Genomic DNA, 13,445 nt, shown 5'->3' on the forward strand with positions numbered 1-13,445 from the left:
ATGAAATATCTGGTTTTACCCGGCCTGCTGCTGTCGCTGACCGCCTGTTCGCTGGTGCCGCCGCTGGAGCGGCCGGCCGCGCCGTTGCCGGCCCGTTACGACGACGGCGTCGTCGAGGCCGCCAATGGCGCCGATCTCGGCTGGCGTCAAATGTTCGCCGACGCGCGGCTGCGGCGCTTGATCGAGCTGTCGCTGGAGAACAACCGCGACCTGCGCATCGCCACGCTGAACGTCGAGGCGGTGCGGGCGCAGTTCAGCATCGCCGACGCGGCGCGCCTGCCGCCGGTGTCGGCCACCGGCGGCGTGACGCGCCAGCGGGTGCCGGCCGACGCCGGCGGCGTACAGGAGCAAAACACCGCCGGCGTGGGCCTGGGCGCCTTCGAAATCGACCTGTTCGGCCGGGTGCGCGCGCAGTCGGAAGCGGCGTTCGCCCGCTATCTGGCCAGCGGGGAGGGACGACGGGCCGCGCACATCGCGCTGGTCGGCGCGGTCGCCGACGCCTATTTTTCCGAGTTGCTGGCCATCGAGCAACTGCGGCTGACCGAAAGCACGCTGGCCGATTGGCGCGCGTCGCTGGAGATCGCGCGCCTGTTGAAGCAGGCGCGCCAGAACAGCGGACTCGATATCGCGCAGGCGGAGGGGCAGCTCGCCACCGCCGAAGCCGATCTGGAGGCGCGCCGCCGCGCGGTGGCGCAGGCGCGCAATGCGCTCGCGCTGTTGGTCGGCACCGCCTTGCCGGCCGACCTGGCCGACGCCGCGCCGTTGGAAGCGCAAACGCTGCCGGCCGCGCTGCCGGCGGGCCTGCCGTCGGACCTGTTGACGCGCCGCCCCGACATCCTGCAGGCCGAGCAAGCGCTACGGGCGAGCAACGCCGACATCGGCGCCGCCCGCGCGGCGTTTTTCCCGCAGATCTCGCTGACCGCCTCGCTGGGCTTCGCCAGTCCATCGATGGCGGCGCTGTTCGACGGCGCGCACCGGGCCTGGAGCTTCAGCCCGCAAATCACGCAGCCGCTGTTCCAGGGCGGCCGCTTGCGGGCCGAACTGGACCTGGCCAGGATCCGCAAGAGCGCGGCCGTGGCGGACTACGAGCGCGTCATTCAAGCGGCGTTCAGGGAGGTGGCCGACGGCCTGGCGGCACGCGCGACCTATGGACGGCAGATCGAGGCGCAACGGCGGACCGTCGCCAGCGTGGAGCGGGTGCGGGAACTGTCCGACCTGCGCTACCGCGCCGGCCAGGACGGCCGCCTGCAGTTGCTCGACGCCCAGCGCACCGCCTACGCGGCGCGACTGGCGCTGCTGGCGTTGCGGCGCGACCAGTTGCGCGCCACGACGGCCTTGTACCAGGCCTTGGGCGGGGGGTACCGGTAGCTCCGGTCGCCGGCCCGGTCGAGCGTGGCGGAGACCGCGCAAATCCATCGATGCAGCGTGTCATGCCGCTGCCGCGCTTGCTCGACCGGCGGTGAGTGGAGAATCGGTGGAGAGATGATATCTTTCCGTAACGGCCACGGCGGCGCCAACACCACTGTGTAAAAAACAACATCAAACTTAATCCATATGAATAAATTTGCTTGATGGAAATTGCCGTCGTACACTTGCTAGGGCGATCCACCGGCTTCGTTCCCGTGCAAGCGCACCACCGGCCCAACCCCCGCCGGCATCCAAAGCCGCGGCAAGATCCCGCGGCCAACCTCTCCGACGAGGCACACAATGTACGCACTCCAAAACCTCAAGATCGGCACCCGCCTGAATTGTGGCTTTACCCTGATGATCATGCTGCTGGTCATGCTGGCGGTCTTCGGCGTCAGCCGCATCCAGGCCATCGACACCGACACCGAGGTCATCGTCCATGACCGTTATGTCAAGGTTGCATTGGCACACGGCATCGAAAACGAGGTCAATCGGCAGGCCCGGGCGCTGCGCACCGCGCTGATCGCCAACGACGGCGACATCTCGTCGCGCGAACTGGCCAAGATCAGTGATTCGACCCCGATCATCGCCAAGGCGCTCGACCGGCTGCAAGCGATCATCCACACCGGGCAGGGCAAGGTGGCGCTGCAGGCGCTGCTGGCGGCGCGCGCCACGTTCCAGGAGCGCGAACACCACCTGATCGAGCTGATCAAATCGAAACGGGGCGACGCCGCCCGCGATTACATGCTCAAGGAAATCATTCCGCCGCAAACCGCGTATTTGAGCGCGATCGAGGCGTTCGCCCAGACCCAGGTCAAGGGAATGGATCAATTCGCCGAGGAAGCCGACCAGATGGCCGGCCGGGCGAGCACGTGGATGATCACGCTGTCGGTGGTGGCCACGCTGCTGGCCTTGGTCACCGCGCACCTGTTGACGCGGTCGATCGTGCGGCCTTTGCGGCGGGCGCTGGAGGTGGCCCAAACCGTCGCCAGCGGCGATTTGCGCACCCGCTTCGACACCTGCACCAAGGATGAGACGGGCCAGTTGCTGCAGGCGTTGAAGGAGATGAACGACAGCCTGAAGAACATCGTCGGCCAGGTGCGCGCCGGCACCGACACCATCGCCACCGCGTCGACCCAGATCGCCAGCGGCAACCAGGACCTGTCCTCGCGCACCGAGCAGCAAGCCGGCGCGCTGGAGGAAACCGCCTCGTCGATGGAGGAGATCACCAGCACGGTGCGCGAGAACGGCGACAACGCCCGCCACGCCAACCAGATGGCCGTCTCCGCGTCGGACGTGGCCGTCAAGGGCGGCGCCGTCGTGGCGCGGGTGATCGACACCATGGGCTCGATCACCGACTCGTCGCGCAAGATCGTCGACATCATCGGCGTCATCGACGGCATCGCCTTCCAGACCAACATCCTGGCGCTGAACGCGGCCGTCGAGGCGGCGCGCGCGGGCGAGCAGGGCCGTGGCTTCGCCGTCGTCGCCACCGAGGTGCGCAACCTGGCCCAGCGCTCGGCCTCGGCCGCCAAGGAGATCAAGACGCTGATCGGCGACTCGGTCGAGAAAGTGGAGATGGGCAGCCAGCTGGTCAACCAGGCCGGCACCACGATGGACGAGATCGTCGCCAGCGTCAAGCGCGTGACCGACATCATGGCCGGCATCGCCGTCGCCACCCAGGAGCAGAACACCGGCATCGAGCAGGTTAACCAGGCGATCACCGAGATGGACACCGTCACCCAGCAGAACGCCGCGCTGGTGGAGGAGGCGGCCGCCGCCGCCGAATCGCTGCAGAACCAGGCCCTGTCGCTGGCGGAACTGGTCAGCGTGTTCAAGTTCGACGACGAGCGCCCGGCGCCGCCACCGCGCCCGGTAACGAAGGGCGCCCGCGCCGGCTCGCCGTTGCGGCTGGCGTCGGCCTAGCCGTCCGCCCCGGGGGGCCCGCCGGTCGGGCCCCGAACGCCGACGCGGAGCCCGGTGCTACCTCCAATGGTGTGTTACTTTTACTCAAGCGTCCAGAAGTACGTGCTGCGCGAGCAGGTCACCACCGACCTCGGGCTGGGCGCAAGTTCATCGGATTAGGCAAGAGATCGGTCGGATTTGGCAACCCCTTTCAGCGTGGCCAAAGTCATACTTGCTCCAGATAACTTTTTACTGGAGATACGCCTACCATGATCACACTCAATGTCAACGGCGGCCCGCGAGCCCTCGATGTCGATGCCGACACGCCCATCCTGTGGGCGCTGCGCGACACGCTGGGCCTGACAGGCACCAAGTTCGGCTGCGGCGCGGCGCTGTGCGGCGCCTGCACCGTCCACCTCGACGGCCAGGCGATACGCTCGTGCGTCACGCCGGTCTCGGCCGCCGACGGCAAGAAGATCACGACCATCGAAGCGGCCACCGACGGCAGCGACCGCGTCGGCAAGGCGGTGCACGCGGCCTGGGTCAAACACGACGTGGCGCAATGCGGCTACTGCCAGAGCGGCCAGATCATGAGCGCCATCGCCTTCCTCAAGACGCTGCCGCGCGGCAAACAGCCGACCGTCGCCGAGATCGAGTCCGCCATGGCCGGCAATATTTGCCGTTGCGGCACCTACGCCCGCATCCGCGCCGCCGTCGCCGACGCCGCCCGCACCCTCGCTTAAAGGAACCACCATGCTGACCAACTTCAATCCCAAGGAATTGCCGCGCGCGCTGCAAAACATGATCGAGCGCGAACAGGGTACGGCCACGGCCAGCCCGCCGCGCCGCGCCTTCCTCAAGGTGATGGGCCTGTCAGGTCTGGCGCTGGGAACGTTCCCGGGCATGGCGATGGCGCAGGAGGCCACCGGCCTCAAGCCGACCGAGCAGCCTTTGGCCTTCGTCCGGATCGCGCCCGACGGCGTCGTTACAGTCACCATCAACCGGCTCGAATTCGGCCAGGGCGTGCAGACCGGTTTGCCGATGATATTGGCCGAGGAACTGGACGCCGACTGGTCGCTCGTCACCGCACGCATGGGCACCGACGATCCGGCCTATGTCGATCCGGTGTTCGGCATGCACCTGACCGGCGGCTCCGGCGCGATCAAGCACAGTTATATCCAGTACCGCGAACTGGGGGCGCGCGCCCGCGCCATGCTGCTGGCGGCCGCTGCGCAGCGCTGGAACGTCGACGTGGCCACCCTGCAAACCCGCGCCGGCAAGGTGCTGGGGCCGGGCGGACGCCAAGTAAGTTATGGCGAGCTGGCGCAGGCCGCCGCCGCGCTGCCGGTGCCGCAAAAGGTGGTGCTGAAAGACCCCAAGGACTTCCGCATCATCGGTCGCGCCACCGGCCGCATCGACGCCAAGGCCAAGAGCAGCGGCAAGCAGGCGTTCGGCATCGATACCAGTCTGGACGGCCAGCTGACGGCGGTGGTCGCGCGGCCGCCGGTGTTCGGCGCCCGCATTAAGACGGTCGACGACGGCGCCGCGCGCGCCATCAAGGGCGTGCGCGCCGTGCTGCGCGTGCCGCTCGACCGTGGCGCGGAAGGCGTGGCCGTGGTGGCCGACGGCTACTGGGACGCCAAGCGCGGGCGCGACGCCCTGAAACTGGAGTGGAACACCGACGATGTCGAAAAGGTCGACAGCGAAAAGCAGCTCGCCCAGTATCGCGAGCTGGCCGACCAGCCGGGCAACCGCAAGTTCGACGCCGACATGGCGCCGCTGGCCGGCGCGCCTTTGAGCATCAAGGCGGACTTCGTGTTCCCGTATCTCGCCCATGCGCCGATGGAGCCGCTGAACTGCACCGTCAAGCTCGACGACGGCGCCGCCGAGGTGTGGACCGGCACCCAGATGCCGGGCCTCGACAGCGCCGCCGCCGCGCGCGTGCTGGGCCTCAAGCAGGACCAGGTCAAGATGAACGTGGCGGTGGCCGGCGGCGGTTTCGGCCGCCGCGCCGTCCCCACCAACGACTTCGTGGTGGAGGCGTGCCAGATCGCCAAGGCGGCCCGCGCGGCCGGCGTGGTCGCGCCGATCCGCACCGTGTGGAGCCGCGAGGACGACATCCGTGGCGGCTACTATCGTCCGATGCATTTGCACCGCGCCCACATCGGCTTCGACGCCAGCGGCAACGTGCTGGCGTGGGACCACGCGATCGTCGGCCAGTCGATCACGGCCGGTTCGCCGTTCGAGCCGTTCCAGGTGAAGGACGGCATCGACGGCACCGCCACCGAAGGCATGCGCGATCCGTATCCGTTCCCGATGCGCCTGACCGTGCATCATCCGAAGCAGAACGTGCCGGTGTTGTGGTGGCGCAGCGTGGGCTCCAACCACACGGCGTTCGTCATGGAGACGCTGGTCGACGAGATCGCGCGCATGACGAAGCAGGACCCTGTGGCGTACCGCATGAAGCTCCTCAGCCCGAAGCAGGCGCGCCACCGCGCGGCGCTGCAGTTGGCGGTCGACAAGAGCGGCTACGGCAAGCGCCGCCTTGCGGCTGGCCGCACCTGGGGCGTGGCGGTGCACGAATCGTTCGACAGCGTGGTGGCTTACGTGGTCGAGGCGTCGGTCAAGGAGGGCGAGCCGGTGCTGCACCGCGTCACCGCCGGCGTGCACTGCAACCTGGCGGTCAACCCGCGCAGCATCGAGGCGCAGGTGCAGGGCGGGGCGCTGATGGGGTTGTCGATGTGCCTGCCCGGCGCGGCGATCACGCTCAAGGACGGCGTGGTCGAGCAAAGCAATTTCGGCGACTTCGCGGTGCCACGGATGACCAGCATGCCGGCCGTCGACGTGCATATCGTGCCGAGCGCCGAACCGCCGACCGGCATCGGCGAACCGGGCCTGCCGCCGCTGGCGCCGGCCTTCGCCAACGCGCTGGCGCGCCTGACCGGCAAGCCGGTGCGCGACATGCCGTTCAAACTAGCGTGAGGGACTGCCGGGGATAGTTAATCACTTCCCCCGGTAAGTGTTCAGTAAGTGAACTAGCCTGATTATGATCTCCCAGCCTCGGCACTCGGAGAAACAATCATGCGGTTCCCGCGTATTTTCACCTCGACCAAACAAGTAACCGTCACACCGGAACGCGCGCCCCGCGTTGGTGGCTATCGCCCATGACGCGCGAGCTGCCTTTCCTGCCGTTCTCCCGACCCACCATCGACGAGGCCACCATCGGCGCCGTCGGCGACGTGCTGCGCTCCGCCTGGATCACCAGCGGCCCCAAAGTACGCGAGTTCGAGGAGCGGCTGTCCGCATATTTTGGCGGGCGGCCCGTATTGACCTTCAACTCCGGCACCTGCACCATGGAGATTGCCCTGCGCGTGGCCGGCGTCGGCCACGGCGACGAGGTGGTCACCACGCCGATCTCGTGGCCGGCCACGGCCAACGTCATCCTCGCCGTCGGCGCGACGCCGGTGTTCGCCGACATCGATCCGGTCACCCGCAACATCGATCTCGAACGACTTGAAGCCGCCATCACGCCGCGTACGCGCGCGCTGCTGCCGGTGCACCTGTCGGGCCTGCCGGTGGACATGGAACGGCTGTACCGGATCGCCGCGCGCCACCGGCTGCGCGTGATCGAGGACGCCGCGCAGGCGTTCGGATCGCGCTGGCGGGGCCGGCCCATCGGCGCCTTCGGCGATCTGGTGTCGTTCAGCTTTCAAGCCAATAAGAACCTGACCACGGGCGAGGGCGGCTGCCTGGTGCTGAACAACTCGGCCGAGGCGGCGCTGGCCGCCAGGCACCGCCTGCAGGGCGTCACCCGAAGCGGCATCGACGGCATCGACGTCGATCTCCCCGGCGGCAAGCACAACATGAGCGACATCATGGCGGCGATCGGCCTGGGCCAGTTCGCCAACATCGAGGCCGTCACCGCGCACCGGCGCGCGCTGGCGCGCCACTATTTCGCCCGCTTCGGCGATGGCTTCGAGGCCGCCAGCGGCGCCCGGCTGCCGCTGGTCGACTTCGAACACACCAACTGGCATCTGTTCCAGATCATCCTGCCCGACCGGGGGCCGTCCACGCGCGCCGGCTTCATGGAGGCGATGGCGCGTCGGGGGATCGGCACCGGCTTCCATTACGCGGCGATTCATTTGTTCAGCCTGTACCGCGCGCGCGGCTACGCGGAAGGCATGTTCCCGGTCGCCGAGCGCGTCGGCCGGCTGACGGTGACCTTGCCGATGTTCCACGCGATGACTTTCGACGACGTCGAGCGCGTGGTGGCGGCCGTCGAAACGATCCTGATCCCTCCGCGGGGGCACCAATGAACCTCGATGCCATGCACGGCACGGCGCGTCGGCCGTTCGCCGGCGGCGCCGGCGACGCGCTGCTCGACGACGCCCTCGCCGCGCGCCCGGCGCCGCCCACCAGGCGCGCCGGCGCCACGCCGCCGCTGTCGACGGCGCTGCTGTGGATGCTGTTCGGCGGCCTTGTCCTGATCACGCTGTGCGCGCTCGGCGTGCGCACCCTGGTGCCGCCCGACGAGGGCCGCTACGCCGAGATCGGCCGGGAGATGTTCGCCAGCGGCGACTGGATCACCACGCGCCTGAACGGCATCAAATACTTCGAGAAGCCGCCGCTGCAAGCGTGGATGAACGCGCTGACCTTCACCCTGTTCGGCCTGGGCGAATGGCAGGCGCGGCTGTGGACCGGCGTCTGCGGCATCGTCGGCGTGGTCATGACCGCCTGGGCCGGGCGCGTGGTGTTCTCCCCCCGTGTCGGGCTGTATGCCGGCCTGGTGCTGGCGTCGACCCTGTTCTGGCTGGCGGCGGGCCAGATCAATTCGCTCGATATGAGCCTGTCCGGCATGATGGCCACCAGCCTGGCCGCCGTGCTGATCGCCCAGTGCGATGGCGCCACCGTCGGTCAGCGGCGCGCCTGGATGCTGGTCGCGTGGGCGGCGATGGCGCTGGCGGTGCTGGCCAAGGGCCTGGTCGGCGTGGTGCTGCCGGGCGCCGTGCTGGTGCTCTACGGCGCCGCAGCGCGCGATTGGCGCATCTGGACCCGTCTGCACATGGGCAAGGGATTGCTGCTGTTTTTCGCCGTCGCCGCGCCCTGGTTCATCCTGGTCGCCCAGCGCAACCCCGAACAGCCGCATTTCTTCTTCATCCACGAGCATTTCGACCGCTTCCTGAGCCCCGGCCACAAGCGCGAGGGGCCCTGGTACGCCTTCATCGTGTTGCTGCTGCCTGGCATGTTGCCCTGGTTGGGCTGGCTGCCGCACGCGTTGGCGGCCGGCGCCAGGCGCGTGCCGGGCCGGTTCCAACCGCGATTGCTGCTGCTGATCTGGTTCGCCTTCATCTTCGTGTTTTTCAGCATGTCGAGCTCGAAGCTGCCCGGCTACATCGTGCCGGTGTTCCCGGCGTTGGCGTTGCTCACGGCGTTGTGCCTGGACGCCGCCGGCCGCCGCCCGCACATGGTCGCCGCCGCACTGGTGGCGGCGGTCGGCGCGGTGCTCGTGGTCGCGGTGCCGGTGGCGCTGGCGACGGGCGCGGCCGGTTCTGCGCCGCACAGCCTGCGCAGCTACCAGCCGTGGCTGATGTTCGCCGGCTGCATTTTGTTGGTCGGCGGTTGCCTGGCGTGGTTCCACGCGGCGCGCGACCGGCGCGATCCGGCCGTCCTGACGATGGCGGTGGCCGGCTTTCTTGCGACACACCTGATCGTCGCCGGTTTCGAGGTGTACGGCAAGGACCGCGCGGGCACCGCGCTGCTGCCGGCGATCCGCGCCGAACTGACGGCGTCCACCAAGCTGTACGCGGTCGGCCGGTACGAGCAGTCGCTGACCTTCTACCTGGGCCGGCCGGTGATCCTGGTCGAATACGTGGACGAATTCGCCCTCGGGCTGCAACAGGAGCCGCGGCTGGCGCTGTCCGGGCTGGACGAATTCGTCGCCCAATGGCGGCGCGACACCGCCGCCGGCGTGCCCAGCATGGCCATCGCCAGTCCGGTCCTGTACGACCGGCTGCGCCAGCGCGGCGTGCCGATGCGTCTGGTGGCGCGCGACGGGCGCCGGCTTGTGATCTCCAATCAATTGACGAAAGGATTGCCATGATGGCGCCCGCTTGCTTACCTGTGTTGCCTGTGTTGGTCGGGAGGGTCTTCCGATGACGCCCGAATTGTCCATCGTCATTCCGGTCTACAACGAGGAGGCGGGGCTGCCCGGCCTGTTCGCGCGCCTGTACCCGGCGCTTGACGCGCTGCGCACCAGCTATGAGATCGTGTTCGTCAACGACGGCAGCCGCGACGCCTCGGTGTCGCTGCTGGCCGAGCAGTTCCGGCGGCGTCCCGACGTCACCCGGGTGGTGCTGTTCAACGGCAATTACGGCCAGCACATGGCGATCCTGGCCGGCTTCCGGTCCGCGCGCGGGCAGATCATGGTCACGCTCGACGCCGACCTGCAGAATCCGCCCGAGGAGATCGGCAAGCTGGTCGCCAAGATCCGCGAGGGCCACGACTACGTCGGTTCGATCCGGCGCGTGCGCCAGGATTCGGCCTGGCGCACGCTGGCGTCGAAGGCGATGAACCGGATGCGTGAACGCATCACCAACATCCGCATCACCGACCAGGGCAACATGCTGCGCGCCTACGACCGCAATGTCATCGACCTGGTCAATCAATGCGCGGAGGTCAACACCTTCGTGCCGGCGCTGGCCTACACTTTCGCGCGCAATCCGGCCGAGGTCGTGGTCGAGCACGAGGAGCGCGCGGCCGGCGCGTCGAAGTATTCGCTCTACAGCCTGATACGGCTCAACTTCGACCTGGTGACCGGCTTCTCGCTGATTCCGCTGCAAATGTTCTCCATGCTGGGCATGGCGCTGTCGGGCGCCTCCGGCCTGTTGGTGCTGGTGTTGTTAACGCGCCGGCTGCTGCTTGGCGCCGAGGCCGAGGGTGCGTTCACCTTGTTCGCGCTGCTGTTCTTCCTGATGGGCGTGATCCTGTTCGGCATTGGCTTGTTGGGGGAGTACATCGGCCGCATTTACCAGCAGGTGCGCGCGCGGCCGCGCTATGTGGTGCAAACCATTCTCGAGGAGCTGGCGCCGGCGGCGCGGCGGCAGGTGGGCGACGCCGCTAACGCGGCGGCCATCTTGCCGCTGGAACAGTGCGGGGTGGGGCGGTGACGGCGCCTGGCGCGGCGCCGCGCGCCGTGGTCTTCGCCTACCACGACGTCGGCGTGCGCTGCCTGCGGGTGCTGCTGGCCGGCGGCGTGGACGTGGCGCTGGTCGTCACCCACGACGACGATCCGGCCGAGAACATCTGGTATGGCTCGGTGCGGGCGGTTTGCCGCGAACACGGCATCGCCGCCGCCGTCCACCCCGATCCGGCCGATCCGGCGCTGCTGGCCGCCGTGCGCGCGGCCGCGCCGGATTTTCTGTTCAGTTTTTATTACCGTCACATGCTGCCGGCCGCCGTGCTGGAGGTGGCGCCGGCGTACAACATGCATGGTTCGCTGCTGCCGAAGTTTCGGGGCCGCGCGCCGGTCAACTGGGCCGTGCTGCATGGCGCCGACCGCACCGGCGCCACCTTGCACGAGATGACCGTCAAGCCGGACGCCGGCGCCATCGTGGCGCAGACGGCGGTGCCCATCCTGCCCGACGACACGGCCTTCGAGGTGTTCGCCAAGGTCACCGTGGCGGCCGAGCAGACCTTGTGGGGCGTGCTACCGGCGCTGCTGGCGGGCGACGCGCCGCGCCGCCACAACGACCTGCGGCAGGGCAGTTACTTCGGCGGGCGCACGCCGGCCGACGGCCGCATCGACTGGTGCGCCGACGCGCAGACGGTCTACAACCTTTACCGCGCGGTGGCGCCGCCGTATCCGGGCGCCCACACGCAGGTGGGCGGCGTGTCGCTGACGCTGGCGCGCGCGCGCCTGCTGCCGGGCTGTCTGGCGTCCGGCATGGCGCCCGGCCTGGCCGTGCTAGACGGCGGGATCGTCGGCGTGTGCGGCGACGGCCGCATGCTGGCCATCTCCTCGTTGCTGCACGGAGCGGCGGAAGTATCGCCACAACAGTTACAAACCATGCTGGCCAGTTCGGCGGCGCAGATCGACATCACCCGAGTACACCCATGAAAAAAGTCCTTATCCTTGGCGTCAACGGCTTTATCGGCCACCACCTGTCCAAGCGCATCCTCGAAACCACCGACTGGGAGGTGTTCGGCATGGACATGCACACCGACCGCATCACGGCCCTGCTGGAGAACCCGGCCTACAAGGCGCGCATGCATTTCTACGAGGGCGACATCACGATCAACAAGGAGTGGATCGAATACCACGTCAAGAAATGCGACGTGATCGTGCCGCTGGTGGCCATCGCCACGCCGTCGACCTACGTCAAGCAGCCGTTGCGCGTGTTCGAACTCGATTTCGAGGCCAACCTGCCGATCGTGCGTTCGGCCGCCAAATACGGCAAGCACCTGGTGTTCCCGTCGACGTCGGAGGTGTACGGCATGTGCCACGACGAGGAGTTCGATCCGGAACAGTCCGAACTGGTATGCGGGCCGATCAACAAGCCGCGCTGGATCTATTCCAACGCCAAGCAGTTGATGGACCGGGTGATCTGGGGCTACGGCATGGAGGGACTGAACTTCACGCTGTTCCGTCCCTTTAACTGGATCGGCGCCGGGCTCGACTCGATCCACACCGCCAAGGAGGGCTCGTCGCGCGTGGTGACGCAGTTCTTTGGCCACATCGTGCGCGGCGAGGCCATCTCGCTGGTCGACGGCGGCGCGCAAAAACGCGCCTTCACCTACATCGACGACGGCATCGACGCGCTGGTGCGCATCATCGCCAACGCCGGCGGCGTCGCCAGCGGCAAGATCTACAATATCGGCAATCCGGTCAACAATTACTCGATCCGCGAACTGGCCCACATGATGCTGGAGTTGGCCGCCGACTACCCGGAGTACGCGGAGGCGGTGCGGCGGGTGAGGATCGTCGAGACCACGTCAGGCGCCTATTACGGCGACGGCTACCAGGACGTGCAGAACCGCGTGCCGAAGATCACCAACACCAGCGCGGACCTGGGCTGGAAGCCGATCACCGGCATGGCCGACGCGCTGCGGCGCATCTTCGACGCCTATCGCGGCCAGGTCGCGCAGGCGCGGGCGCTGATCGACTGATGGCGGCGACATCACCGCTGCTGACGCTCAAGATCGACGTCGACACCTATCGCGGCACCCGGCTGGGTGTGGGCAACCTGGTGCGCATGCTGCGCGCGCACGGCGCCAACGCCACGTTCCTGTTTTCGCTCGGTCCGGACCACACCGGATGGGCCTTGCGGCGCGCGCTGCGGCCCGGTTTTTTCAGCAAGGTCGCGCGCACGTCGGTGTTGGAGCATTACGGCTTGAAGACGCTGATGTACGGCGCCTTGCTGCCCGGTCCCGACATCGGCCGTCGCTGCGCGTCAGAGCTGCGCGCGGTGCGCGACGCCGGCTTCGAATGCGGCATCCACACGTGGGACCACGTGCTGTGGCAGGACAAAGTGGCTGCGCGCGACGAGGCCTGGACGCGCGAGATGATGCGCAAGGCCGCGCGGCGCCATATCGCGGTGTTCGGCGTGGCGCCACACACCCATGGCGCGGCCGGCTGGCAGATGAATGCCGCCGCCTTCGCCGAGCACGACGCGGCCGGCTACCTCTACGCCTCGGACGGCCGCGTCCGGCTAGACGATCGGGGCGCGCTGATCGACCCGTCCAGCGGACCGCACCGGGTGGTGGCCGGCGGCCGCCTGATCGATTGCGTCCAGTTGCCCACCACGCTGCCCACGCTCGACGAACTGCTCGGGCGCGCGATCGACGGTACGACGATCACGGTGGACAACGTCGCGGCGCACCTGTTGTCGCTGACCGCCAGCGCCCCGCGCGACCATGTCTACACGCTGCACGCCGAACTGGAGGGACAAAAGCTGGCGCCAGTGTTCGAGCAGTTGCTGCTCGGCTGGCGCGCGCAGGGCTACCGGTTCGGCGCGATGGCGGACTACTACGACAAAGTCAGGCACGCGCCGCTGCCGACGTCGCCGTTGGGCTGGGGCGAGCTGCCCGGGCGTTCCGGGCGCGTGATCATGCAGGACGGGGCGCCGTAAGCAGGT

The 13,445-nt window shown here is 68.3% G+C and carries 10 protein-coding genes; all 10 read left to right on the top strand.

All coding sequences use genetic code 11. The features are described from left to right. The 10 genes from MRBLMU1_RS28380 to MRBLMU1_RS28425 all read left to right on the top strand — a co-directional run bounded on the left by MRBLMU1_RS28380 (position 1) and on the right by MRBLMU1_RS28425 (position 13,439). On the top strand, positions 1 to 1,368 hold the full coding sequence (locus tag MRBLMU1_RS28380) for an efflux transporter outer membrane subunit (RefSeq protein WP_363509084.1): 1,368 nt from the start codon (positions 1 to 3) through the stop codon (positions 1,366 to 1,368). Between the two features lie 339 nt (positions 1,369 to 1,707). Next, a complete protein-coding gene (locus MRBLMU1_RS28385) occupies positions 1,708 to 3,333 on the top strand; it encodes a methyl-accepting chemotaxis protein (protein WP_363509087.1) in 1,626 nt (541 codons plus the stop codon). Between the two features lie 248 nt (positions 3,334 to 3,581). After that, a complete protein-coding gene (locus MRBLMU1_RS28390; RefSeq protein ID WP_363509090.1) occupies positions 3,582 to 4,055 on the top strand; it encodes a (2Fe-2S)-binding protein in 474 nt (157 codons plus the stop codon). A 10-nt stretch (positions 4,056 to 4,065) separates the two neighbouring features. Next, positions 4,066 to 6,294 (top strand): xanthine dehydrogenase family protein molybdopterin-binding subunit, encoded by a 2,229-nt coding sequence (locus tag MRBLMU1_RS28395; protein WP_363509093.1) that lies wholly within the window; start codon positions 4,066 to 4,068, stop codon positions 6,292 to 6,294. Positions 6,295 to 6,476: 182 nt separating this feature from the next. Further along, on the top strand, positions 6,477 to 7,628 hold the full coding sequence (locus tag MRBLMU1_RS28400) for a DegT/DnrJ/EryC1/StrS family aminotransferase (protein ID WP_363509096.1): 1,152 nt from the start codon (positions 6,477 to 6,479) through the stop codon (positions 7,626 to 7,628). A 146-nt stretch (positions 7,629 to 7,774) separates the two neighbouring features. Beyond that, entirely contained in the window at positions 7,775 to 9,412 is a 1,638-nt protein-coding gene (locus tag MRBLMU1_RS28405) for a glycosyltransferase family 39 protein (RefSeq protein ID WP_414646131.1), read from the top strand. Positions 9,413 to 9,464: 52 nt separating this feature from the next. Further along, entirely contained in the window at positions 9,465 to 10,478 is a 1,014-nt protein-coding gene (locus MRBLMU1_RS28410; RefSeq protein WP_363509102.1) for a glycosyltransferase, read from the top strand. Beyond that, on the top strand, positions 10,475 to 11,428 hold the full coding sequence (locus tag MRBLMU1_RS28415) for a formyltransferase (protein WP_363509105.1): 954 nt from the start codon (positions 10,475 to 10,477) through the stop codon (positions 11,426 to 11,428). Before MRBLMU1_RS28410 ends, MRBLMU1_RS28415 begins: the two co-directional genes overlap by 4 nt. Next, a complete protein-coding gene (locus MRBLMU1_RS28420) occupies positions 11,425 to 12,477 on the top strand; it encodes a bifunctional UDP-4-keto-pentose/UDP-xylose synthase (protein ID WP_363509108.1) in 1,053 nt (350 codons plus the stop codon). Before MRBLMU1_RS28415 ends, MRBLMU1_RS28420 begins: the two co-directional genes overlap by 4 nt. Beyond that, a complete protein-coding gene (locus tag MRBLMU1_RS28425) occupies positions 12,477 to 13,439 on the top strand; it encodes a xylanase (RefSeq protein ID WP_363509111.1) in 963 nt (320 codons plus the stop codon). Before MRBLMU1_RS28420 ends, MRBLMU1_RS28425 begins: the two co-directional genes overlap by 1 nt. Positions 13,440 to 13,445: the final 6 nt, after the last annotated feature.

This window comes from Burkholderia sp. LMU1-1-1.1 (genome assembly GCF_040675865.1).
Lineage (GTDB): Bacteria > Pseudomonadota > Gammaproteobacteria > Burkholderiales > Burkholderiaceae_D > Rugamonas.

Bases quoted from the DNA above. Each gene is read 5' to 3' on its own strand.
- MRBLMU1_RS28380 (WP_363509084.1), top strand. From the start codon at position 1: ATGAAATATCTGGTTTTACCCGGCCTGCTGCTGTCGCTGACCGCCTGT.
- MRBLMU1_RS28385 (WP_363509087.1), top strand. From the start codon at position 1,708: ATGTACGCACTCCAAAACCTCAAGATCGGCACCCGCCTGAATTGTGGC.
- MRBLMU1_RS28390 (WP_363509090.1), top strand. From the start codon at position 3,582: ATGATCACACTCAATGTCAACGGCGGCCCGCGAGCCCTCGATGTCGAT.
- MRBLMU1_RS28395 (WP_363509093.1), top strand. From the start codon at position 4,066: ATGCTGACCAACTTCAATCCCAAGGAATTGCCGCGCGCGCTGCAAAAC.
- MRBLMU1_RS28400 (WP_363509096.1), top strand. From the start codon at position 6,477: ATGACGCGCGAGCTGCCTTTCCTGCCGTTCTCCCGACCCACCATCGAC.
- MRBLMU1_RS28405 (WP_414646131.1), top strand. From the start codon at position 7,775: ATGCTGTTCGGCGGCCTTGTCCTGATCACGCTGTGCGCGCTCGGCGTG.
- MRBLMU1_RS28410 (WP_363509102.1), top strand. From the start codon at position 9,465: ATGACGCCCGAATTGTCCATCGTCATTCCGGTCTACAACGAGGAGGCG.
- MRBLMU1_RS28420 (WP_363509108.1), top strand. From the start codon at position 11,425: ATGAAAAAAGTCCTTATCCTTGGCGTCAACGGCTTTATCGGCCACCAC.
- MRBLMU1_RS28425 (WP_363509111.1), top strand. From the start codon at position 12,477: ATGGCGGCGACATCACCGCTGCTGACGCTCAAGATCGACGTCGACACC.